24 protein-coding genes are annotated in these 20,715 nt (G+C 63.3%); 2 read left to right on the top strand and 22 right to left on the bottom strand.

Going from position 1 to position 20,715, the window contains the following annotated elements; all coding sequences use genetic code 11:
- Nucleotides 1–350 precede the first annotated feature (350 nt).
- Entirely contained in the window at nt 351–788 is a 438-nt protein-coding gene (locus LVD08_RS22935) for an excinuclease (RefSeq protein ID WP_247269339.1), read from the bottom strand.
- A gap of 117 nt (nt 789–905) precedes the next feature.
- Between LVD08_RS22935 and LVD08_RS22930 the strand changes: the two genes are divergently transcribed.
- Entirely contained in the window at nt 906–1,211 is a 306-nt protein-coding gene (locus LVD08_RS22930) for a type II toxin-antitoxin system RelE/ParE family toxin (protein WP_247269338.1), read from the top strand.
- Nucleotides 1,208–1,495, top strand: coding sequence for an addiction module antidote protein (locus LVD08_RS22925; RefSeq protein ID WP_007943750.1), 288 nt, complete (start codon nt 1,208–1,210; stop codon nt 1,493–1,495). The genes LVD08_RS22930 and LVD08_RS22925 overlap by 4 nt, the downstream gene beginning before the upstream one ends.
- A gap of 56 nt (nt 1,496–1,551) precedes the next feature.
- Here the strand turns inward: LVD08_RS22925 and LVD08_RS22920 are convergent, their stop codons facing one another.
- The 21 genes from LVD08_RS22920 to LVD08_RS22820 form a co-directional block, all read right to left on the bottom strand.
- A complete protein-coding gene (locus tag LVD08_RS22920) occupies nt 1,552–2,355 on the bottom strand; it encodes a hypothetical protein (protein ID WP_027611326.1) in 804 nt (267 codons plus the stop codon).
- A gap of 25 nt (nt 2,356–2,380) precedes the next feature.
- The gene (locus tag LVD08_RS22915; RefSeq protein ID WP_247269337.1) at nt 2,381–3,607 is read right to left on the bottom strand and encodes a beta-ketoacyl-ACP synthase; all 1,227 of its coding nucleotides are present in this window, start codon (nt 3,605–3,607) and stop codon (nt 2,381–2,383) included.
- Nucleotides 3,607–4,335 (bottom strand): 3-oxoacyl-ACP reductase FabG, encoded by a 729-nt coding sequence (gene fabG, locus LVD08_RS22910; RefSeq protein ID WP_247269336.1) that lies wholly within the window; start codon nt 4,333–4,335, stop codon nt 3,607–3,609. The genes LVD08_RS22915 and fabG overlap by 1 nt, the downstream gene beginning before the upstream one ends.
- Complete coding sequence (locus tag LVD08_RS22905; RefSeq protein ID WP_247269335.1) at nt 4,328–4,792, bottom strand: hotdog family protein; 465 nt, start codon at nt 4,790–4,792, stop codon at nt 4,328–4,330. The genes fabG and LVD08_RS22905 overlap by 8 nt, the downstream gene beginning before the upstream one ends.
- Nucleotides 4,789–5,985, bottom strand: a complete 1,197-nt coding sequence (locus tag LVD08_RS22900; RefSeq protein WP_247269334.1) for a beta-ketoacyl-[acyl-carrier-protein] synthase family protein — start codon at nt 5,983–5,985, stop codon at nt 4,789–4,791. The genes LVD08_RS22905 and LVD08_RS22900 overlap by 4 nt, the downstream gene beginning before the upstream one ends.
- On the bottom strand, nt 5,982–6,572 hold the full coding sequence (locus tag LVD08_RS22895; protein WP_431061411.1) for a hypothetical protein: 591 nt from the start codon (nt 6,570–6,572) through the stop codon (nt 5,982–5,984). The genes LVD08_RS22900 and LVD08_RS22895 overlap by 4 nt, the downstream gene beginning before the upstream one ends.
- Complete coding sequence (locus tag LVD08_RS22890) at nt 6,572–7,297, bottom strand: class I SAM-dependent methyltransferase (RefSeq protein WP_247269332.1); 726 nt, start codon at nt 7,295–7,297, stop codon at nt 6,572–6,574. The genes LVD08_RS22895 and LVD08_RS22890 overlap by 1 nt, the downstream gene beginning before the upstream one ends.
- Nucleotides 7,294–8,541: an NAD(P)/FAD-dependent oxidoreductase gene (locus tag LVD08_RS22885; protein WP_247269331.1), complete on the bottom strand. Its 1,248-nt coding sequence runs from the start codon at nt 8,539–8,541 to the stop codon at nt 7,294–7,296. The genes LVD08_RS22890 and LVD08_RS22885 overlap by 4 nt, the downstream gene beginning before the upstream one ends.
- A complete protein-coding gene (locus LVD08_RS22880) occupies nt 8,528–9,691 on the bottom strand; it encodes a sodium:proton antiporter (RefSeq protein WP_103368712.1) in 1,164 nt (387 codons plus the stop codon). Before LVD08_RS22880 ends, LVD08_RS22885 begins: the two co-directional genes overlap by 14 nt.
- Nucleotides 9,688–12,027, bottom strand: coding sequence for an MMPL family transporter (locus tag LVD08_RS22875; RefSeq protein WP_247269330.1), 2,340 nt, complete (start codon nt 12,025–12,027; stop codon nt 9,688–9,690). The genes LVD08_RS22880 and LVD08_RS22875 overlap by 4 nt, the downstream gene beginning before the upstream one ends.
- The gene (locus LVD08_RS22870; protein WP_247269329.1) at nt 12,011–12,613 is read right to left on the bottom strand and encodes an outer membrane lipoprotein carrier protein LolA; all 603 of its coding nucleotides are present in this window, start codon (nt 12,611–12,613) and stop codon (nt 12,011–12,013) included. The genes LVD08_RS22875 and LVD08_RS22870 overlap by 17 nt, the downstream gene beginning before the upstream one ends.
- Complete coding sequence (locus LVD08_RS22865) at nt 12,610–13,035, bottom strand: acyl-CoA thioesterase (RefSeq protein ID WP_027611337.1); 426 nt, start codon at nt 13,033–13,035, stop codon at nt 12,610–12,612. Before LVD08_RS22865 ends, LVD08_RS22870 begins: the two co-directional genes overlap by 4 nt.
- The gene (locus LVD08_RS22860; RefSeq protein WP_247269328.1) at nt 13,028–14,572 is read right to left on the bottom strand and encodes an HAL/PAL/TAL family ammonia-lyase; all 1,545 of its coding nucleotides are present in this window, start codon (nt 14,570–14,572) and stop codon (nt 13,028–13,030) included. Before LVD08_RS22860 ends, LVD08_RS22865 begins: the two co-directional genes overlap by 8 nt.
- Nucleotides 14,553–15,500, bottom strand: coding sequence for an LpxL/LpxP family acyltransferase (locus LVD08_RS22855; protein WP_247269327.1), 948 nt, complete (start codon nt 15,498–15,500; stop codon nt 14,553–14,555). Before LVD08_RS22855 ends, LVD08_RS22860 begins: the two co-directional genes overlap by 20 nt.
- The gene (locus LVD08_RS22850) at nt 15,497–16,231 is read right to left on the bottom strand and encodes a glycosyltransferase family 2 protein (RefSeq protein WP_247269326.1); all 735 of its coding nucleotides are present in this window, start codon (nt 16,229–16,231) and stop codon (nt 15,497–15,499) included. Before LVD08_RS22850 ends, LVD08_RS22855 begins: the two co-directional genes overlap by 4 nt.
- A gap of 128 nt (nt 16,232–16,359) precedes the next feature.
- Nucleotides 16,360–18,039, bottom strand: coding sequence for an acyl-CoA synthetase family protein (locus LVD08_RS22845; protein ID WP_247269325.1), 1,680 nt, complete (start codon nt 18,037–18,039; stop codon nt 16,360–16,362).
- Entirely contained in the window at nt 18,036–18,581 is a 546-nt protein-coding gene (locus tag LVD08_RS22840; RefSeq protein WP_027611342.1) for a COG4648 family protein, read from the bottom strand. The genes LVD08_RS22845 and LVD08_RS22840 overlap by 4 nt, the downstream gene beginning before the upstream one ends.
- On the bottom strand, nt 18,578–18,832 hold the full coding sequence (locus LVD08_RS22835) for an acyl carrier protein (RefSeq protein ID WP_003220947.1): 255 nt from the start codon (nt 18,830–18,832) through the stop codon (nt 18,578–18,580). The genes LVD08_RS22840 and LVD08_RS22835 overlap by 4 nt, the downstream gene beginning before the upstream one ends.
- 9 nt (nt 18,833–18,841) lie before the next feature.
- Entirely contained in the window at nt 18,842–19,102 is a 261-nt protein-coding gene (locus tag LVD08_RS22830) for a phosphopantetheine-binding protein (RefSeq protein ID WP_007967290.1), read from the bottom strand.
- Nucleotides 19,083–19,892, bottom strand: a complete 810-nt coding sequence (locus tag LVD08_RS22825) for a lysophospholipid acyltransferase family protein (RefSeq protein ID WP_027611343.1) — start codon at nt 19,890–19,892, stop codon at nt 19,083–19,085. The genes LVD08_RS22830 and LVD08_RS22825 overlap by 20 nt, the downstream gene beginning before the upstream one ends.
- Nucleotides 19,868–20,587, bottom strand: coding sequence for a beta-ketoacyl synthase chain length factor (locus tag LVD08_RS22820; RefSeq protein ID WP_103368705.1), 720 nt, complete (start codon nt 20,585–20,587; stop codon nt 19,868–19,870). The genes LVD08_RS22825 and LVD08_RS22820 overlap by 25 nt, the downstream gene beginning before the upstream one ends.
- Nucleotides 20,588–20,715: the final 128 nt, after the last annotated feature.

Genomic DNA, 20,715 nt, shown 5'->3' with positions numbered 1-20,715 from the left:
AGATCCTAGTTAAACTAGAAAAACGATTTGTCATTGGAAACGGTATGACTAGCGTTCAAAAACTTTCTGAGAATTGAGGTGCCAAGGGCATTTGTCAACCCTAAAGCCAATGGCCCATTTAGGGCCAGTATACGAGGACTGACAGAAGAGCCCCAGCTTCTGCTTTAGGGGGAGGCATAAATCCTAATATTTCTTTCGGCACCGATTTTACATTCCCTGTGGGTAATCGGACTCTCAAGGCACGGTTTCCGCGGCTTTCACCAGAAATTCAGCCTCCCATGACAGATGGATACCTCGCTGTTTATAAAAAACCGGGTGCTTCCGTTCACTGCTGATGAATGATTATGCATTTACTCGGTTAGCACCAGATCCCCCTTCAACGCCACCCGCGTCACAAACACGCCGGCCCGGCACTCATAAGTATTCAAATCCTTGCGCACATGCTGGTCGTAATAACTGACGATATTGACCACCGCATTCGCCCCGACCCGCTTGGCGTCGGCCTGCAACTTGATCAGGTTCGACTGCAGCACCCATTCGCAGGAGTCGTGATCGCTCTTGTTGAAACCGTTGGTGCGCAAATCACTGACCACATCCCGCCGCAACAACTGCTGCGTGCCCTGCGGCCCGTTGCCGATCAGATAGAACTTCACACTGCCATCCAGCCGCCCGGCGCGAATCGCATCCGAGAGCACGGTCTCGAACGGCATGTACATCAGATTGGTGGCGTGGCTGGCGCTGGGCAATAGCCCGAGGAACGTGGCGGCGATCAGGGCTTTCACTTGCATGGTCATCTCCTTGACTTTGCGAGTCAGCATTCAACGATTTATGGAGTGTAGACACCGTACGTCGGTGCAGAAAAAACCGTCTGGTACATGTGTAGCTCAAGGGCTACACTCTCGGTCATGCCCGAGATTATTCGAAGTTCAACATTCTCCTGCTGGCTTTTGAAGCTGGCTGACAGCCGCGCCAGGATGCGTATTCAGGTGCGCATTGATCGTATGGCCGATGGGAATTTTGGTGATGTCAAAGCCGTCGGTGAGGGGCTCAGCGAAGTCAGAATTGACTATGGCCCCGGATATCGAGTCTATTTCATGCAACAAGGTCGGCAAGTGGTCATCCTCCTTTGTGGTGGAGACAAGAGCAGCCAACCCCGAGATATCAAGCAAGCCAGGCTCATCGCGGAGTCTTGGCAGGAGCAAAACCCATGACCGAACAATTCACTCGTTGGGACTCAGCCGAGTACCTCAAGACAGAAGAGGACATGGCCAATTATCTGGATGCCTGCATGGAGGAGGCTGGAGATGATCCTGCCTTTATCGCCAAGGCACTGGGCACCATTGCGAGAGCGCGAGGCATGACCCAAGTCGCACGTGACGCCGGGCTGTCTCGAGAAAGTCTCTACCGTGCACTGTCAGGTGAAGGAAATCCTGAGTTTGGAACGATTCTGAAAGTGGTGAAGGCGTTGGGCTTGAAGTTACATGCCAGCACTTGAGCTGAACTGAATAGCAAAGGGCGCCGTAAGGCGCCCTTTGTCGTTTCTACTGTCAATCAATCGACGTGGGCCAAATCCCCACGCAACGCCACGCTCGACACCACCAGGCCGGCGCGGCACTGGAATTTCTCGGTGTCTTTGTACAGGTCGCGCTGGTCGACGCTGGCGATGTTGATCACGGCGTTGGCGTCGGCTTTTTTCGCGGCGTTCTGCAGGGTGGCGAGAGCCGACTGCAGGGCCCAGAAGCAGGCGTCGGCGTCGGATTTGTTCGAGCCGTTGGTTTTGCGGCTGCTGCTGACGGTGTCGAGTTTGCGCACCTGTTTTGGCAGGGTTTCGCCGGCCAGGTAGAACTTCACGCTGCCGTCGAGCAGGCCGGCGTCGGTGGCGCGTTTGACGCCCTCGCGAAAGCTCAGGTAGGTCGGTTCGTCGGCGCCTTGCTTGACGATGCCCAAGTCGTTGACGAACTCGATGTCCGGGTTGATCGACAGTTCCTTGAGCACGTTGTCGCGCAGGCGGTTGACCCAGCGGTTGTAGTTGCCGTGGATCTTGCCGTCCTTGGCGTCGAGGCCGTAGCTGCTGCGGTAGTCGATTTCAAACGAGGTCGGGCTGAACGGGATGTCGACTTCGGCGTGGTGACGGCCGCGTACGGTAATCGCCGCTTTGATCATGCCCGGGCGCACCGACTGCACCACCCACTGGCGATCATTGAGTGCGGTGACGATGGCGCGGCTCATCTGTTGCTGGGTGAAGCCGAGGTTGGGCGAGAACTCTTCCTTGGCGTTGTAAACCGGTTTGCTGGTGCAACCGCCGAGCACAAAGGCCAGGGCCAGCAGGGCGGCGATGCGGTGAAACTGAGTCATTCCCTTCACTCCAAACATGTTGCGGTCAGTGCCAGCGGCGGAAAATCAACGAGGTGTTGACGCCACCAAAAGCGAAATTGTTGTTCATCACGTACTCGTGATGCATCTGGCGGAATTCGCCGCGCAGGTAATCGAGCTTGCCGCAGTGCGGGTCGACCTCGTCGAGGTTGAGCGTGTGCACGTACAGGTCGCGATTGAGCATCTCGATGCTGAACCACGACTCCAGCGCGCCACAGGCCCCCAGCGTGTGGCCGAGGAAACTCTTCTGGGAGCTGATCGGCATGTGTTCGCCGAACAGACTGCTGGTCGCCAGTGTTTCGGCAATGTCGCCCTGTTCTGTAGCCGTGCCGTGACCATTGACGTAACCGATGGCATCCGGCGTCAGCCCGGCGTCTTCCAGCGCCAGTTCCATGGCGCGGCGCATGGTGATCTGCTCGGGGCGAGTGGTGTGCTGGCCGTCGGCGTTGCTGCCGAAACCGACGATCTCGGCGTGGATCCGCGCCCCGCGAGCCAGCGCATGCTCCAGCTCTTCGAGCACCAGCATGCCGCCACCTTCGCCGATCACCAGACCGTCGCGGCCCTTGTCGTACGGACGTGGGCTGGTCTGTGGCGCGTCGTTTTTCAGGCTGGTGGCGTACAGCGCGTCGAAGACCATGGCTTCGGTCGGGCACAGCTCTTCGGCACCGCCGGCGAGCATCAGCGGCAGCCGTCCGAACTTGATCGTCTCGTAGGCGTAGCCGATGCCCTGACTGCCGCTGGTGCAGGCGCTGGACGTCGGGATCAGCCGCCCGGTGAGGCCGAAGAAGATGCTGATGTTGGCCGCGGTAGTGTGCGGCATCATCCGCACGTAGGAGTTGGCGTTGAGGCCTTCGGCCACCGAGTTGAGCAGCATGTTGCCGAACGCCTTGATCTCGTCGGTGCTGCCGGTGGATGAGCCGCAGGCCACACCCATGCGCCCGTCCTTGATCGATTCGTCACCGAGCAGGCCGGCGTCAGCCAGCGCCTGTTCCGCCGCACCCACCGCCAGCCGTGACACCCGGCCCATGCTGCGCAGTTGCTTGCGGGTCCAGTGCGGCGGTACGACAAAATCATCGATCGGCCCGGCCAGGCGGGTGTTGAGTTCGCTGAAGCGGTCCCACTCGTCCATGCGGCGGATGCCGCTGCGGTTGGCCGCGAAGTTGCCGGCGATGGTCTGCCAGTCGCTGCCCAGCGAAGTGATGCCGGCCATGCCGGTGACGACAACGCGCTTCATCAGCACAAGCCTCCGTTGACCGCCAGGACCTGGCGGGTGATGTACGAGGCTTCCGCCGACATCAGGAAATTCACCGCAGCAGCGACCTCTTCCGGGGTGCCCATGCGTTGTGCGGGGATCATTTTCATCAGATCTTCCACCGGCACGTTTTCGTCGAGCATCGCCGTGTCGATCAGGCCCGGCGCGACGCAATTAACCGTGATTTTGCGCTTGCCCAGTTCAATCGCCAACGCTTTCGCCGCACCGATCACCCCGGCCTTGGAGGCGCTGTAGTTGACCTGGCCACGGTTGCCGATCAAACCCGACACCGAAGTGATGCAGACGATCCGACCGGCGGCGCGACGACGGATCATCGGCATCATCACCGGGTGCAGGACGTTGTAGAAACCGTCGAGATTGGTGCGCAGCACCACGTCCCAATCGTCATCGCTCAGCGCCGGAAACGCGCCATCGCGGGTCAGGCCGGCGTTGAGCACCACGCCGTAATAGGCACCGTGGGTTTCGACGTCGGCTTCAAGAATGGTTTTGCAGGTTTCGCGGTCGGCGACGTCGAATTGCAGGACGCGCGCGTTGCGGCCCAGCGCTTCGACTTCGGCTTTCACCGCTTGGGCTTCAGCCACGCCGCTGCGGCAATGCAGGACGATGTCGTGCCCGGCCTGCGCCAGACGCAAGGCAATGGCGCGGCCGATGCCACGGCTGGAGCCGGTGACCAGTACGGATTCAGTCATCGTTCGACTCTCTGTTTTGTTCAAGGTATTGGCTGGGCTGCGGCGGGCGGAACACGTTCAAGCGTGCACTGGCCTCGATGCCGGGGGCGTTGATGTGGCATTCGAAAACACCCATGCCGTTGTCGTCTTCCAGCGAACGGATGCCATGGATAGTCAGTTCGCTGCCGGCCGGAAACGCCTCGACGTTGCACTCGAATTTGCGCGTGCCGAGGAGGAAGCCGAGCTCCACCGGGTTGCCCTTCTGCCGTGCATGGCAACCGGCGAACGCGGCGACGCTCTGCGCCATCAACTCGATGCCAACCCACGCCGGCAGGCTGCCGTCGGGCAGGTTGAACAAGCCATCGGGCTTGACCGTGAGGCGGGTGTGGATCTGCTCCTCGTCGAAGCTGAGGATGCGGTCGATCAGAATCATGTCGCCAGCGTGGGGCAGCAGTTCGGCGAGCGGCCAGTCGTTCATGGGGCGTCTCCGATAATCAGGCTGACGTTGTTGCCGCCGAAAGCAAACGAGTTGCTCATCAGGTAGCGGGGTGCAATGGACGACAGGCGTTCGCTCGCGGTCACCCACTTCAGCGCCGGCAAGTCGGGGTCGGGCTGGGCGTCCCAGACGTGTGGCGGCAGGGCGTGCTGCGGGTTGTCGGCGCTCAGGCTCAGCCAGCAGAACGCCGCTTCGAGGGCGCCGGCAGCGCCGAGGGTGTGGCCGGTCATCGGCTTGGTCGACGAGCAGGCCACGCCGCCCGGGAACAGCGTGGCGACCGCCAGACTTTCCATCGCATCGTTGTGCTGGGTCGCGGTGCCGTGCAGGTTCAGGTAGCTGATTTGCGCCGCTTGCAGCTGTGCGCGGCTCAAGGCTTTCTGCATCGCTTGCAGGGCGCCGCGGCCGCTCGGTTCCGGCGCGGAAATGTGGTGCGCGTCGGAGCTGGCGCCGCTGCCGAGCAGGGCAATGGCCGGGCCGTCGCAGCGCTGCTTGCTCATCAGGAACAGCACCGCCGCTTCGCCGATGTTGATGCCGTTGCGGTTGGCCGAGAACGGATTGCAGCGCTCGTCGGACACCGCTTCCAGCGCGCTGAAACCGTTGAGCGTGAGTTTGCACAGGCTGTCGACCCCGCCGCACAGCACCGCGTCGCACAGGCCCAGATCGAGCAAGCGCTGCGCGCTCATCAACGCCCGCGCACTGGACGTGCAGGCGGTGGAAATCACGTAGGCCGGGCCGCTGAGTTGCAGCCAGTCGGCGAGAAAATTCGCCGGGGCGCCGAGTTCCTGTTGCCGATAGTCGTACTCGGCCGGGAACTGCTGCTCACGAAGGTAGTGCGCCAACCCGCGACTGGCTTCGTCGATCCCCGAGGTGCTGGTGCCGAGCACCACGCCGATGCGCGCGCGACCATAGGTCTGGATCGCCCGATCGATGTCCTCGCGAATCTGCAGTGCGGCTTCCAGCAGCAGTTGATTATTGCGGCTGCTCTGGTCGGCCAGTTCGGCCGGAATCGCCGCCAGTTCACCGTGCACCGCCGCCACCGGCAACTCACGCCCGGCCACCCAGCCGGACTCGCGGCGCATGCCCGAGCAGTCACCGGCAAACAGGTTGTGAGCGACCTGGTGCTTGTCGCGACCCAGCGCGCAGATCACGCCGAGGGCATTGAGGTAGGCAGTCATGGCGTCGGTTCACCGAGAGGAGAAACCCGATAGTGCGGGCCTTGGGGCAGATTCAATTGGAAACTCAACGGTTGTGCATAACGGACCGCCCAGCGCGGCGCCAGCGTGCGTTGCTCGCCCTGCTGCTGCGCGGCGGGATAATTGCGCGCCAGTTCGCCGGAGGGGGTCAGGGCGAACAGCAGCGCGGCAAACAGCTCCCGGGCTTCCGGGTTGGGCGGCAATAGCCCGTCGGCCTGCCAGCGACCGTCGATCAGTTGCTGACGCGCCAGGGGGATGCCCAGCGGGTCCATCATCGACCAGCGGATGCCGGAGCCTTCGCGCTGGATCACCAACAGCCAGTCCTGACGCTGATTGGCCTGATTACGTTCGATGTGCAATTGCAGCGGTAACGGCAGCGTCGGGTTGCTCGCGGGCAGCGGGGCCTGGCTGGCGCAACCACTTAGCAGGGTAAACATCACCAACATCAGCCACACCACAAACCTTGTAGGAGTGAGCCTGCTCGCGATGACGGTGGCACATTCGAAAAGCATGTCGGCTGACCCACCGCTATCGCGAGCAGGCTCACTCCTACAGGTTATGTGTCGCATCAGAGACCACCTTCAAGCGGTTTTCGCGCGACGACATTCACCAACGTTTCCTCACGCTCGCCAAACGGCTTCGGCCGGCGCAATCCAAACCGTTCCAGCAGTCCGAAATCCTGCGACCGGCTCCACCACAAATACGGGTACGAGACATTGCGTTCGCCAAACTCGAAACCCTGCTGGCGAATCATCTCCAGGTACTGCGCCGCGCTCTTCTGCACATGCATCGGATGGCGGAACAGCCAGCGAATCACCCAGGTATCAATGTAAGCCTCGGTGGACTCGGCGAACAGCAGATAACCGCCCGGCTTCAGTACGCGGTAAAACTCGGCGAGGGCCTTTTCCTGCTCGACCAGGTGATGAAAGGTCTGATGGCAGAACAGCAGGTCGACACTGGCGTCCGCGACGTTGAGCGTCGCGCAGTCACTGCCGATCAGCTCCACATCGAAACCCTGGCGCGCCGCTTCTGCGGCGCTCAATTCAAGGCTGTGCGGATCTGCATCGACGCCGATCAAGCGTAGCGGGGCGAAGGTCTGGCGCAAATGCCGGAACGATTTGCCCTGACCGCAGCCAGCATCCAGCAGCACCGGATGGGCCGGCAGCGACTCGCTGAACAACCCGCGCAAATCGTTGATCGCCACGCGCAACACATGGTGCTGCCAGGTGTGGCTGCGCAGGAACCAGAAACCGAAGCGGGTTTCCTCGACGTAGCTGTCGCTCAAATAATTCATGGGGCGTCCTTTGCACAGAGTTCGGAAATCATCTTCAACCGGCGGCGCGCTTCGCTGACGAACGGGTTGCGTTCATCCCAGGCGTAGCCGGCGAGGATCGAGCAGATCATCCGGCGAATGTCCGCCTGACTGTCTTGATAAAAAATCACGTCCTGAAAGGTGCCGGCATACCAGCCTTCGACGTAGCAGCGGAAGGTGTCGACCCCACGCTTGAGCGGCTCGGCGAACTCGCGCTGCCAGTCGACGGTTTCGCCCTGCAACTGCCGGTGCAGGACCGCGGCGGCCATGCTCGCCGAACGCATGGCGATGGTCACGCCGGAGGAGAACACCGGGTCGAGAAACTCCGCGGCGTTGCCGAGCAGGGCGAAGCCCGGGCCGTGCAGGGTTTTCACATTGGCCGCATAACCACCGAGGGTGCGCGCCGGGGTGTCCCACACCGCGTTGTTCAGCACGCCGGCGAGGCTTGGGGTTTCGGCGATGAAGCCGCGCAGGCAGACGTCCAGATCGCTGTCGCGACCCTTGAAGTGTTCGGCGGCAGCGACCACGCCCACCGAGCAGCGCCCGTTGCTGAACGGGATCGTCCAGAACCAGATGTCGCGGTGCTCGGGGTGGGTGGTGACGAGGATCTTCTCGCGGTCGAAGGCCGGGTTGTCGATGTGATCTTCAACGTGGGTGAACACCGCCTGGCGCACCGGGAAATTCGATGGCGCTTCCAGATCGAGCAAACGCGACAGCACGCGCCCGTAGCCGCTGGCGTCGAGTACGAAATCCGCTTCGACGCGGTACTCGCTGCCGTCTTCGCGCAGCACGTCGAGCTGCGGTTTGGCCCGGTCGAAATCAACGCGGACGATGGCATCGCCGTAACGGATCTCGGCACCTTGCAGTGCAGCCTGATCGGCCAGCAGCTTGTCGAAATCGGCGCGCTGCACCTGGAACGTGGTGGGTTTACCTGCGGTGAAGGTGTCGCTGAAATCGAAGGCGCTGTAGCGCTCGCCCCAGGCGAACGCAGCACCGGTCTTGCGCTGGAATCCGGCGGCGTTGACGGCGTCGAGCATGCCGGCTTCTTCGACGAAGTCCAGGCAATGGCTGAGCAGGCTTTCACCAATGGAAAACCTCGGGAAGTGCTGGCGCTCGAGCACCAGCACATCGTGGCCCTTGCGCGTGAGCAGCGCAGCGGCGATGGCGCCGGACGGGCCGGCACCAATGATCACTACCTGACGACGTTGCATTTCAACGGTTGGCACGTGAACTCCCGGGCGCAGTGGCGGTGGTTTTCAGGGGCGCGCGGTGCAGGCCGATCAGGGCCGGCAACAGCGTCGCGATCAGGCCCATCAGCATCAGCGCGAAGTACAGCGCCGGGCTGATCAGCTGTTGTTGCAGCAACAGGTTGAGAAAGACGATTTCGCTCAGCCCGCGAATGTTCAGCAGCACGCTTTCCCGCCAGCGGCTGGCGCCTTCGAACGACGCACCGGCCCAGCCCAGGCCCAGCCAGTTGCCGAGCAGTTTACTGGCAATCGGCAACAGCAGCAGCGCCGCCCATTGCACCGCGCCGAGACTGGCGAGGGCGCTGTGCACGTCAATCTGCACGATACCGAAGGTGAGGATCAGCGGGATCGCGATCCATGTCTGCAAACGGCTCATCCACCGCGCCGGCAATGGCAGCACCAGCGGCACTTTGAGCAAGGCCATGCACAGCAGATAACCGATGCCGAAAATCAGCGCGTTGAGTTTGTAGTGCTCGGCCAGCACCAGCAGCGCAAAGAAACCGAGGCTGTAGGTCAGCGGTCGACGCACGCGCAGCAGACTCAACAGCAGCGGCACGCAGGCCAGTCCCAGCGGCAACAACAGGCTGCTCAAATGCAGACTGCCCTGAGCGAGACCGAACAGCGTCCAGCAGGTCAGGTCGATGAGGATGGCGGTCTGCACCAGACGCCGGGTGGCGGCGGGCGGATAGTCGATGTGGCGCAGGTACAGGTACAGCACCGGGATCGCCGTGATCGCGAACACCAGACCGATCGCCAGCGAGTTCAGCCACGGTTGCGCTGGCAGCAACCAAGCGGCGGCCGCCAGACCGGAGGCAAATGGCACGGCAAAACTCGGCACGGCGATTTTCACGCTCTGGCGGTCCAGCCGCAGGTCGATCACATCACTGAGAATGTGCCCGAGCAACAGCGCGAAACTCAGGCTGTAGAGGTCTTTCAGCCACACCGGCGCAATCAGTTCGGCACCGCTGAGCTGCCAGCCCGGTTCGATCCAGAAATACATCAGCAGCGGCAACCCGAAGCTGGCCAGCAGCAACTGGCTGACGATCGGGATCAGGCCGAAATGCCGACCGACACGGGTCGCCACAGCGAACAGCGCCAGGGCCATCAGCCAGAAACCGACGACCATCATGCTGCCGGCTCTGCGACGGCGGCGCGGTGGACGTGACGTCCGGCCCACGGCGCCAGAATGAAACTGAACGCCAGCCCGAGGCTGACCGCCAGGCCGAAATTGCTCACCGCCGGCGTGCTCGACACCGCCAGCAGACCGAACGACAGCCATGTCGTCAGCGCCGCCAGCAAGGTGCCCAGTAAGCTGACAGCCGCACCGCCGACCTGCTCACGCATGAGGATTGCGTAATCGACGCTGATCGCCGTTACCAGCAGCAGGCCGAACAGACTGAACAGGGTCAGCGGCTGACCGAGCCAACCGAGACTGGCGAGGCTGCACAGCGCCGCGAGTAACGGCAGAGCGACGATGCGCAAGGCGCCGCCGAAGCCGAACGGCACGATCAGCACCAGCACGATCAACACGCAGGAGGCGAGTTTCAGTTCGGCGGCGCTGATCTGGGTCGCGGCGAACACGTTGTTCAATTCGCCGAGACGATCCACCAGTATCACCCCCGGCAAGTCCAGCGCCTGCACCCGCAGCAGTGACGGATTGTTCAACCCTTGCAGGCTGGTCATCGCCGCCACGCCGTCAGCGGTCGGGCCGAGCCACAGCGTGCGGTAAGGCTCGCCCAACGGTCCGGCCAGTGCCGCGTCGATGTCTTCGGCAGGCAGGCTCTGCAACTGCTGCAACTCGGTTTGCAACGCCGCGAGCGGTACGCCGAGGTCGAGCAATGGCTGCCAGTATTGCGGCAGCTTGCTCAGCGCTTCGCGCACTTGCTGTTGCTGGCTCGGTGGGCTGAGCAGTTGATCGAGGGCCAGATAGCCTTGCAGTTTGTCGAGGTTGACCAGTTGCTGCAGACGCTCGCTCAACGCGGCCTGACGCTCCAGCAGTTGCTGCTGATTGGCGCCGCGTACGAGGAAGAACTGGCTGGTCGGCTGATAGCCGGTGATGCGCGCGATGGTCTGCGCCTCATCGGTCAGGCGTTGTGGTGCACCGACCCACTGGCGAATGTCGTTCTTGCTTTGCAGCTGCACCAGACCGCCAGCGCAGAACGCGATCAGCAGCGCCAGCAGCACCGGGGTGCGCACGTGTTCGAGCAGGGTTTCGCGCAGCTGCACCAAACGCTCGGCCAGGCGCAGCGGCCATTGCGCCGGTTGCAGCTCAACGTTGTTCAGCAGGGCCGGCAGCAGGCACACCGCCGACAGATAGGCACCGAGCAATCCGGCAGCGGAGAACACTGCGATTTGCGTCAGCGCCGGGAAGGGCGTCCAGGCCAGCGCCAGATAACCGATGGCGCTGGTGATCAGGCTCAGCGTCAGCCCGGAGAGTGTCAGGCGCAGCGCCGGCCAGCTGCGCCACGGCTTGAGGCTCCAGCTTTTCGACAGATAGTGCAGCGGGTAATCCACCGCCACGCCGATCAGGCTGGAGCCGAGTACCAGGGTCATCACGTGCATGTGGCCGAACAGCGCCACGCAGGCCACCGCGCCGAACAGCATGCCCACCAGCACCGGCACGAACGCCAGCAGCACCCGCCAGCGGCGAAACGCCAACAGCAGCAACAACAGAATCCCGAGAGTGGCGCCGCCGCCGACCCAGGTCATTTCGCGGGTGGCTTGTTGCTGGCCGTTGGCGGCGTACAGCAGACCGCTGGCGGCCAACAGTTGCACGTCGGCTTTCGCCGCCTGCTCGCGACTGTGCTGCAGCAGATCAGCGACTTTCAGCGGCAGATTCATGTCGAAGGCATTGCCGGTGGTGCGCGCGCGCAGCAGCACCCAGCGCTTGCCGTCGGCATCGGCGACCAGTGCGCCGCTGCCGATGTCCAGTTGCACCGCGCCGTGTTTCGGCTGGCTGTTCTGAATGCGTCCGGTCAGGCCCAGCCAGTCGTCCTGGCTCGGCACCAGGGTGAAACCGTTGAACGGGTCGAACAGCGCCTGCACCCGTTGCTGAATGAACGCATCGGGATGCTCGCTCAGCAGTTGCCGGTCATCCGCCGAGAGCATCGCCAGCCGTCCTTGCAGCAACTGCGTGCGCAGCGCTGGCAGATCCGCCTGCAGGTTCCACTGAACCTTTTCGAACAGACCGCTGGCCTGCCATTGCTCGCCGAGGGTCTGCGCCATGGCCACCGCTTGCTGGCGATCGGCGTGGCCGACCAGCACCAGCATTTCCCGATTGAGCGGCTCCTGCATGCGCTGTTCGGCGCGCAGTTCGAGGGCGTCAGGGTTGGTTCCGGGCACCAGTTCCATGAGGTTGGCCGACAGCGGCCCACCGTCGCGCCACTGCCACCCGGCCAGCGCGATGACTGCCAGCAGCAGGATCAGAAACAGCCACGGCAGCCTGCGCTCACTCGGCAAAGTCATGTTGCTCCGCTTCGCTCAACGGTTGACCGGAGGTACTGTCCTGCATGCGCAACACGGTGCTGTCGCCCTGGGTTTCCAGCAGTTCGATGGTCTGTACCAGCTCACCGCCGTCGATATTGATCTGATTGAACACTTGCTTGAGCAGCACCGAACGCGGGGTCAGCGTGAGTTTCCACTGCTGTGCGTCGCCGCTCAGGGCCAGTTCGAAATCCCGCTGCAAACCGCTGCTGTCGCCTTGCAGCACAGCGAGGAACAAGCGGTTCTGTTCGGCACCGGCGCTCTTGTTCGGCAGCAACTGCCAAGCGTTGCCGTCACGACGGGCGATGCCGTTGGCGGTGATGCGGTAATCCTGTTGCAGCGGGGTCTTGAGCAGCCACAGCAGGCCGTGATTTTTCGCCAGCACGAAGCTGCCCTTGCTGATCAACGGCTGAGGCAGGGCGCGCAGATGTTTTTCCTGAATGAACTGGCCGTGGATCACGTCCGGTTTCGCCAGTTGCTCGCTGAGCTGTTGCAGGTCGAAGGCGTTGGCCAGCGTTGACACGGCGAGCAGCGCCATCGCGCCAAGGCATTTGCAGAACAGTTTCATCGCAGCATCCTTTCCACCGCATCGGTGAACACTTTGGGTGAGGCCAGTTGCATCTCGCGGCTGCTGATCTCGACCGCTACCTGCACCGAGCTGGCACGGGTCAGGCGCTCACCGGTCTGCAGGTCGGTGATCAGATAATTGATCTTCAAGCGGTTCTCCCACTCCACCAGACTGGCGCGTACGTTCAAGCGCTGGCCGAACACCGCGCCGCGCACATAACGCAGTTGCAGGTCGATGATCGGCCACGCGTAACCGGACTCGGACATCTGCGTGTAGTTGTGGCCGATCTGGTCGAGCAGCGCGCAGCGCGCCACTTCCAGGTATTTGACGTAATGCCCGTGCCAGACCACGTGCATAGTGTCGACGTCGAAAAACGGTACGAGGATTTCCGTGTCGGCGTGCAGCACTCCGGCGCTACGCATGCAGCCTCCAGTGTTGCTCGGCGATACGTTGCAGACACAGGCGCAATTCGCCTTCGAGTGCACGGTCTTCGATGACCGGCGGGAAGTCCTTGGCCAGCTCTCCGTGCATGGCGGCCAGCGAAGGTGGCAGCGCGCGTGCGTCTTCATCGCGACCACGCAGCCAGACGCCCTGATTGGCCGCGAGCAACGTGGCGGCGGCGACTTGTTCGGTCAGCTCCAGCACGCGGATCGCGTCACGGGCGGCGATGGTGCCCATGCTCACCTTGTCCTGGTTGTGACACTCGGTGGAGCGTGAGAACACGCTGGCCGGCATGGTGTTTTTCAGCGCTTCGGCGGTCCAGGCGCTGGTGCCGATCTGCACGGCCTTGAAACCGTGGTTGAGCATGGCGCGATCCGCCGGGGCGCCGGACAGGTTGCTCGGCAAACCGTGGTTGTAGCGCTCGTCGACCAGCAGCGCGAGCTGCCGGTCGAGCAGGTCGGCGACGTTGGCCACCAGATTTTTCAGGCTGTCCATGGCGAACGCGATGTGCCCGCCGTAGAAGTGCCCGCCGTGCAGCACGCGCTCGGCTTCGGCGTCGATGATCGGGTTGTCGTTGGCGCTGTTGAGTTCGGTCTCGATGAACGCACGCAGCCAGTTCAGGCTGTCGGCCAGTACCCCGAGCACGTGCGGGGCGCAGCGCAGCGAGTAGCGATCCTGCAGGCGATGCAGCGGCGCGGTCGGCGCGTCGATCGCCAGATCCTTGCGCAGCCATGCGGCGACTTGCATCTGCCCCGGATGCGGCTTGGCGGCGAACAGACGCTCGTCGAAGTGTTCCGGATTGCCTTGCAGCGCGACCACGTTGAGCGCGGTGATGCGCGTGGCCAGTTGCAGCAGATAGTCGGCGCGGGCGAAGGCGAGGCAGGCGAGGCCGGTCATCACCGCCGTGCCGTTCATCAAGGCCAGCGCTTCTTTCGGACGGAGCACCAATGGCGTCCAGCCCAGTTCGCGATGCACGTCGGCCGCTTGCCGGCGTTCGCCACGGAACAGCACTTCGCGCTCGCCGGACAGGGTGGCGGCGACGTAGGACAGCGGCGTCAGATCACCGCTGGCCCCAACCGAACCTTCTTCGGGGATCAGCGGCAGGATGTCGTGTTCGAGGAAGGCGTGCAGGCGCTCCAGCAGTTCGATGCGCACCCCGGACACGCCGTGACACAGCGACTGCAAACGCGCCGCCAGCACGGCGCGGGTGGCTTGCGCGTCGAGCAGTTTGCCGAGGCCGCAACCGTGGAAGGTGTAGAGATGACGCGGCAGTGCCTCGACGTGATGCAGCGGCACCGCGACCACGCAGGAATCGCCGTAACCGGTGGTCACGCCGTAGATCACGCCTTCCTTGTCCAGCAGCGAATCGAGGAACCGTGCGCCTTTGGCGATGCGCTCGCGGTAAGCGGCGTCGCTCTGCAACTGCACGGGCGCCTGACGGTTGGCCAGGGCCAGCACGTCTTCGATGCGCAAAGGGCGTTCGCCGAAGGTTACCGGCTCATGGGTTGGCGTCGTCATCGGTCTTCCAGAAAGGGTAAAAGTTGAACCATTGGTGCGGGGCTTCGAGGCAATAGTGACTCAGGCGCTGCGCATAGCGGGTGGCCCACTGATGAATGACCTGCTCGCGCTCGCGGCGTGTCCAGGTCACGCTGTCGGCGAACGGCTCGAGGGTCAGGCGATAGTGGCCGTCCGGTTGTTTCAGGCACATCAGCAGATTGACCGGACACTTGAGCAAACCGGCCAGCAGCCACGGGCCTTGCGGAAGCGCTGCCGGGTGGCCGAGAAAGTCCACGCTGACGCTGCGCCCGCCGTGCAACGGCACGCGGTCGCCAGCAATCGCCAGCCACTCGCCGCGCTCCAGGCGTTCGTGCAGTTGCAGCATGATCACCGGGTCCAGTTCGCTGACCTGGATCAGGCGCAGATTGGTCGCCCCGGCCTCGCCCAGTAAGCGATTGAACTGCTCGGCGTGCTTGGTGTGCACCAACACGTTCATGGTGACCTTTTCGCCGATCTCGGCCAGCGCCCGGCAGACTTCGAGGTTGCCTAGGTGCGCGCCGACCAGCAGTTGCCCGCGACTGCCGCGCAACTGATTGCGCAGCAGTGCCGGGTCGATGATTTCGATCTGCTCGATACGGATCTTGCCGTTCCACACGTCGAGCTTGTCGAGCAGCGAATCGGCGAACGCCATGAACTGGCGGAACACCCGCCAGTAACTCGGGCGCAATTCGGCGCGGTTGCTCCAGTCGGCCAGCCGTTGCTGGTATTGCCAGGCACTGTTGCGCGCGGTACGGCCGAACAGGAAGAAATACAGGACGATGCCGTACAGCAGCGGACTGAGCAGGCGTCGGCCAAGCACCTTGGCGGCGAACGCGGTGAATTTCATCAGCAGGAAGCTGCCGCGCTCTTCGCGGTCGGCCCAGTGCTTCTTGTCGGTCTCGACGCTCATGTGCGCCACCGGCGCCAGAGGATGACGGGCAGGCGCAGCAGCATGCCGAAGAACAACCGGGTGTGCATGCTGGAAATCAGCGCGTTGTCGTGCAGCAGACGGAAGTGCGAGACGCCGTCCAGCGGGTAATGCACGCTGGTCTGCAGCCAACGCATCGGCTGGTTGCGCCACGCCAGACGCACGAGGATGTCCGAGTCGAAATCCATGCGCTTGCCGACCCGCGCCGAGTCGATCACCGCCAGCGTCGGGGCCAGCGGATAGACGCGAAAACCGCACATCGAATCGCGGATCTGCAGCGACAGCGTATTGATCCAGACCATCACGTGGGTCAGATAACGTGCGTACAAGCGGCCCTTGGGCACGCTCTCGTCGAACAGCGGATAACCGCAGATCATCGCCTCCGGGTGGGCGCGGGATTCCTCGACGAAACGGGCGACGTCGTGCAGGTCGTGCTGGCCGTCGGCGTCAACTTGCAGGGCATGGGTGAAGCCCAGGCGCGCCGCTTCGCGCAGGCCGGTCATCACCGCGCCGCCCTTGCCCTGATTGAGGGTCAGGCGCACCAGATGCACGCTTTCGCGTTCGGCCAGCGCATCCAGCACTCGCGCGCAGGACGGGGTGCTGGCGTCGTCCACCAGAATGCACGGCAGGCCTTGGGCGAGCAGCGCGTCGACCACGGTGCCGATCGCGGTTTCATGGTTGTAGACCGGAATTACGGCGCAGGGGTTATGCATGATTCACGCCCCCATTGTGGCGAGGGAGCTTGCTCCCGCTCGAGTGCGCAGCACTCGCTCGCAGTTTTGCGTGGACCGAGTTTGGGGCCGCTTCGCAGCCCAGCGGGAGCAAGCTCCCTCGCCACAGGTTATGCATCGGCAGTTCCCAGGAGGATTCGCCCGCTGGAGCAGGTCGCGGTGTCGTTACGGTAGGCGAAATACAGTTTGCCGCGCTCGGGATCGAAACGCAGGTGCAGCTGGATTTCATCGCCCGGGCGCACCAGTTGCTGGAATTTCAGCACTTCCATGCCGGCAAATTTGCCAGACAGGTTCAGCAGATGTCGGCCAAGGTTCAGCGCCCATTCGACTTGCACCACGCCGGGCAGCACCGGGGCCTTGGGGAAGTGGCCGCTGAAATAGGCCAGGTCCGGCGGAACACCCAGTTGCAGGCTCCACTCGCCGTCGGTTTCAACCTGCTCCAGCACTTCCGGGGCTTTCGGCCGTGGCGCCAGCAGCAGCGCTTCGATGTCGGCCTGCGGTAGCTTGCCCTGGCTGTTCAGCGGCAGTTGTCGCACCAGACGCCAGCGCCGGGGCAAGGCCAGGGCTTCGCAATGCTGGCTCAGGTGTTTGCGCAGGGCTTCGGTCAGGCTGCGACGACCGTGTTCGCACAAGGCAAACAGGCCGGCGTCGCTGAGCACCAGCAAGGCGCCAAGTACCGCGCGGTTTTCCTGAACCACGCCCAGCCGTGCTTCGGCGACCCACTCGTGGGCGACCAGTGCCTGTTCGAGCATCGGCAGGGAGATGCGCTTCTCTTCGAGTTTGACGATCCGGTCCAGCCGCCCGAGCAGTTCGAAACGCCCGTCGGCGGCAATGCGCGCGGCATCGGCGGTGTGCTCGACATGCCCGGCTGGCAGGTAGGGCGAGGCGATCAGCAGGGCGCCGTCGCTGTCCTGACTCAGTTCAACCCCGGCGAAGGGCTGCCACAGGCTGGCGCCCTGACGCCAGGCGATGCCGCCGGTTTCCGAGCTGCCGAGGATTTCGGTCGGCCACTGTTGCAGGCGTTGCTGCAGGCTCTGCGCCGCGTCTGCGGGTAAAGCGCCGCCGGAGGAAAACACTTGGCGCACGGAGCTCAGGGCCGGCCAGTCGAGGTTATCGCCCATGCGCTTGAGCAATGCCGGGCTGCCGACCCAGGCGAAGGCCGGGTGTTCGCGGCTGGCGCGCTGCAGGTCTTCCGGAAACGCCAGTTGCCTGCGCACGAACGGGCGTCCGGCGCACAGCGGCCACAGCACCCGGAACAACAAACCGTAGATGTGCTGGGTGGCGACGCTGCCGATGATCCAGGCTTCTCCCAGATCCGCGCCCCACAGTTGCTCCAGTGCTTCGACCTCGTTGGCCAGTTGGCGCAGGGTCTTGTCGATACGCTTGGGCTCGCCGCTGGAGCCGGAGGTGCACAGGCTCAGGCGGCACTGCTCGAGGTCGAGTTCAGCACCGGGCAGGGCCGGCTGCAGCAGATCGCTCAAGTGAACATCCGCGCTGTGATCGGTCAGCCATAGATCGACTTCATTCGACCAGCGCTGGCGGGTCTGCGCTTGCAGGTCAGCGGGCAGCAATACACTGACACCCGCACGCCAGGCCCCGAGCAGGGCGATGGCGAGGTCGGCGGCATCTTCCAGATGCACCGCCATGCGCTGCACGCCGCGTGCCTGCAGGCCGGCGGCAACGCTCAGCGCCTGCTCGCGCAGTTGCGTGTGGTCGAGCGCCGGGGCGGCGCTGATCGCGCGCTCCGGCAGGGCCTTGAGCAACAGTTGCTCAAGTTTTATCCAGTTCATTTACGGCCTCTTACCCGTTGTCGTATCAGCCATTCAATGGCAAACATCAGGCCGATCAATCCGTAGGAGATCAGGCCGGTGTACAACATCCACCAATGCAGCGGCGCCCACAGGGTCAGGAGCGCGGCGCACAAACCGTTGCAGAAGAAAAACACGCTCCAGGCCACCGTGACCTGGCGGGTGTAGCGGATCGCTTCGGGCGGCAATTGCGGCTCGCGCAATCGCGCCAGACGCTCGACCATCGGCGGCCCGTATTTCAGGCTCAGGCTGAACAGCACCAGCATGAAACCGCTGATCAGCACCGGATACCAGCGCAGCAACAGCGGACTGTCGAACAGCGCCAGCAGCAGGCAGAACACGATCGCTACGCAGGCCATCCAGCGGCTGCCGGGTTTGCGCTCGCCGGTCAGCGCGCGCGCCAGCCACAGCCCGCCCAGCAGCAGTCCGAACTGCCACGGGGCGAAGTGCTCCATGCCGAAATACACCGCAAAGGGGTACAGCAGCCCCGCCAGCAGCAGGCCGAGGCCGATCAATCGGCTCATGCGGCCGGTTGAACCAGACGGTAGACCGCCTCGACCACGTCACCGACGGTGCGCACCGATTTGAATTCTTCGGCGGCGATTTTCTTGCCGGTCTGGCGTTTGATGTGATCGATCAGGTCGACCGCGTCGATGCTGTCGATCTCCAGATCCTGATACAGGTTGGACTCCAGGCTGATCCGCGCCGGATCCAGTTCGAACAGCTCGACCAAGGCATCGCGCAGGGTGTTGAAAATGTCGTCACGAGTTTGCATGGTCCGGTCTCAAGCTGCCTGTTTTGCCGTGACGAACGCCGCAAGGCTCGCCACATTGGTGAAGTGGTTACGGGTGTCTTTGGCGTCGGCGTCGATCTTGATACCGTACTTTTTCTGGATCGCCAGACCCAGTTCCAGTGCGTCGACCGAATCCAGGCCCAGGCCTTCGCCGAACAGCGTCTGCTCGTCGCCGATGTCGTCGACGCTGATGTCTTCGAGGCCCAGGGCGTCGATGATCAGCAGTTTTATTTCACGGTGCAGATCGCTCATCTTCGGCGAGCTCCTTAATGTAGTAAGAGTGCAAATAATCATTGAGCTTGCGCGAGGCCTGCGGTGCCGGGCCTTGCGTGGCGAAAGTCTGTGGATCTATATCGGCCCCGACACGAAAACTGAAGTGCACGCGGCGGTGGGGGATGCGATACCAGGGTTCGGCCTTGGTCAGGGTGGTCGGATTGACCTTGATGACCACTGGCGTAAGGATTTTCGCACCGCGCAGGGCAATCGCTGCAGCCCCCCGATGAAAGGCTGGCGCCTGACCAGGTTGAGTGCGCGTGCCCTCGGGGAAAATGATCAGGGTCTGGCCGTTTTGCAGGGACTCGGCGGCAGCGTCGAGCATGTCCATGCTGCCGTCGTTGCTGATGTATTCGGTACTGCGCAGCGGGCCGCGGGTGAAGGGGTTTTCCCACAGGCTTTTCTTCACCACGCAATTGGCCTGGCGCACCAGGCCGATCAGGAACACCACGTCGATCAGCGACGGGTGGTTGGCGATGATCATCTGCCCTGGACGCCCGAGGCGTTCGGCCCCTTGAATGTCATAAGTCAGCACACCGGTGCGGGCCATGAACCGCACGAAAAACCAGAACAGCCGACTGACGGTTTGCCGTGCGCGTTGACGATGCCTGAGCGCGTCACCCGGCAGACAGCCGAGCAGCGGAAATACCAGCAAGCGCAGGCACAGCCCGCCGAGCCCGAACAGGGTGAAACTGGCGGCGGTGGCCAGCAAGCGCCAGTAATAGGCGTCGCGGTTCTTCTCGGTCACGGGTTGCGTTGCCAGGTCCATACACGATTTTTCCAGGCATGTTGGCAATGGGTTTGCTGACCGAGCAGGGCGCGCAACAGATTCAGCGCGTGGGGCCAGTGCGCTTTGGACACTGTTTCCTGGCCGCTGTTCAGGGTCAGCCGCCAGTCGGTACCGGGGGTGAGCAGCAGACCCAGCGCATAAGGGAACGGCACGTCGTCGACCCACTGCGAATAGGCCTCGGGCGGCTGTTCTTCGGTGATGATCAGCAGCACCGCGGGAGCGCCTTCAGCGAGCAGGGCGGAGGCTTCGATGATGCCGTGTTCCAGGCCATCGCCTGCGGCCGCCAGTGCAGTCATTTCGCTGGTTTCACCGCGCATGATCGACCACAGACCAATGATCGCGTTATGCACCGACAGGCTGAACTGGGTCGGCGACAACGGCTCGTCCTTGGCCAGATCACTGAGGATCTCGAAGGTGCGCGGGGTTTCGCCGTGTCGTGAAACAAACACCAGCGGCAGGTTCTCCCGTCCGTCGGCCAGCGGCCAGCCGACGCTGAACGCCATCCGCGCCAGACGGCTGAGGCGTCGGCGCTGCATGGCTGGCAGAAACGACACATCGGGCGCGGCATCGCTGCTCGGGAGTACGACCGGTTGTCGGCTCCAGGCCTGCCACGCGTCCACGCTGTCGAGCCCCGGGGCCCACGCGCGCCATTGGGCGATGTTGAAGTTGATCACGGATGTTCATCCCGCCCCTGCGGGCTTTTATGACGCTTTGAGTCGCCAGGGCCGCGGCTGACCTGAGGTGGCGCATGGCGCCGGGTGGCGCGCATTATCCCGGTGCGACGAGTGTGTAGCAAATGTTG

Origin of the sequence: Pseudomonas sp. YL2 (genome assembly GCF_023063025.1) — a bacterium.
Lineage (GTDB): Bacteria > Pseudomonadota > Gammaproteobacteria > Pseudomonadales > Pseudomonadaceae > Aquipseudomonas > Aquipseudomonas putida_A.
This window is presented reverse-complemented; position numbering and strand designations above follow the sequence as displayed.

Coding starts and splice junctions, on each gene's coding strand:
- LVD08_RS22935 (WP_247269339.1), bottom strand. CDS start 788: ATGCAAGTGAAAGCCCTGATCGCCGCCACGTTCCTCGGGCTATTGCCC.
- LVD08_RS22930 (WP_247269338.1), top strand. CDS start 906: ATGCCCGAGATTATTCGAAGTTCAACATTCTCCTGCTGGCTTTTGAAG.
- LVD08_RS22925 (WP_007943750.1), top strand. CDS start 1,208: ATGACCGAACAATTCACTCGTTGGGACTCAGCCGAGTACCTCAAGACA.
- LVD08_RS22920 (WP_027611326.1), bottom strand. CDS start 2,355: ATGACTCAGTTTCACCGCATCGCCGCCCTGCTGGCCCTGGCCTTTGTG.
- LVD08_RS22915 (WP_247269337.1), bottom strand. CDS start 3,607: ATGAAGCGCGTTGTCGTCACCGGCATGGCCGGCATCACTTCGCTGGGC.
- fabG (WP_247269336.1), bottom strand. CDS start 4,335: ATGACTGAATCCGTACTGGTCACCGGCTCCAGCCGTGGCATCGGCCGC.
- LVD08_RS22905 (WP_247269335.1), bottom strand. CDS start 4,792: ATGAACGACTGGCCGCTCGCCGAACTGCTGCCCCACGCTGGCGACATG.
- LVD08_RS22900 (WP_247269334.1), bottom strand. CDS start 5,985: ATGACTGCCTACCTCAATGCCCTCGGCGTGATCTGCGCGCTGGGTCGC.
- LVD08_RS22895 (WP_431061411.1), bottom strand. CDS start 6,572: ATGCGACACATAACCTGTAGGAGTGAGCCTGCTCGCGATAGCGGTGGG.
- LVD08_RS22890 (WP_247269332.1), bottom strand. CDS start 7,297: ATGAATTATTTGAGCGACAGCTACGTCGAGGAAACCCGCTTCGGTTTC.
- LVD08_RS22880 (WP_103368712.1), bottom strand. CDS start 9,691: ATGATGGTCGTCGGTTTCTGGCTGATGGCCCTGGCGCTGTTCGCTGTG.
- LVD08_RS22875 (WP_247269330.1), bottom strand. CDS start 12,027: ATGACTTTGCCGAGTGAGCGCAGGCTGCCGTGGCTGTTTCTGATCCTG.
- LVD08_RS22870 (WP_247269329.1), bottom strand. CDS start 12,613: ATGAAACTGTTCTGCAAATGCCTTGGCGCGATGGCGCTGCTCGCCGTG.
- LVD08_RS22865 (WP_027611337.1), bottom strand. CDS start 13,035: ATGCGTAGCGCCGGAGTGCTGCACGCCGACACGGAAATCCTCGTACCG.
- LVD08_RS22860 (WP_247269328.1), bottom strand. CDS start 14,572: ATGACGACGCCAACCCATGAGCCGGTAACCTTCGGCGAACGCCCTTTG.
- LVD08_RS22855 (WP_247269327.1), bottom strand. CDS start 15,500: ATGAGCGTCGAGACCGACAAGAAGCACTGGGCCGACCGCGAAGAGCGC.
- LVD08_RS22850 (WP_247269326.1), bottom strand. CDS start 16,231: ATGCATAACCCCTGCGCCGTAATTCCGGTCTACAACCATGAAACCGCG.
- LVD08_RS22845 (WP_247269325.1), bottom strand. CDS start 18,039: ATGAACTGGATAAAACTTGAGCAACTGTTGCTCAAGGCCCTGCCGGAG.
- LVD08_RS22840 (WP_027611342.1), bottom strand. CDS start 18,581: ATGAGCCGATTGATCGGCCTCGGCCTGCTGCTGGCGGGGCTGCTGTAC.
- LVD08_RS22835 (WP_003220947.1), bottom strand. CDS start 18,832: ATGCAAACTCGTGACGACATTTTCAACACCCTGCGCGATGCCTTGGTC.
- LVD08_RS22830 (WP_007967290.1), bottom strand. CDS start 19,102: ATGAGCGATCTGCACCGTGAAATAAAACTGCTGATCATCGACGCCCTG.
- LVD08_RS22825 (WP_027611343.1), bottom strand. CDS start 19,892: ATGGACCTGGCAACGCAACCCGTGACCGAGAAGAACCGCGACGCCTAT.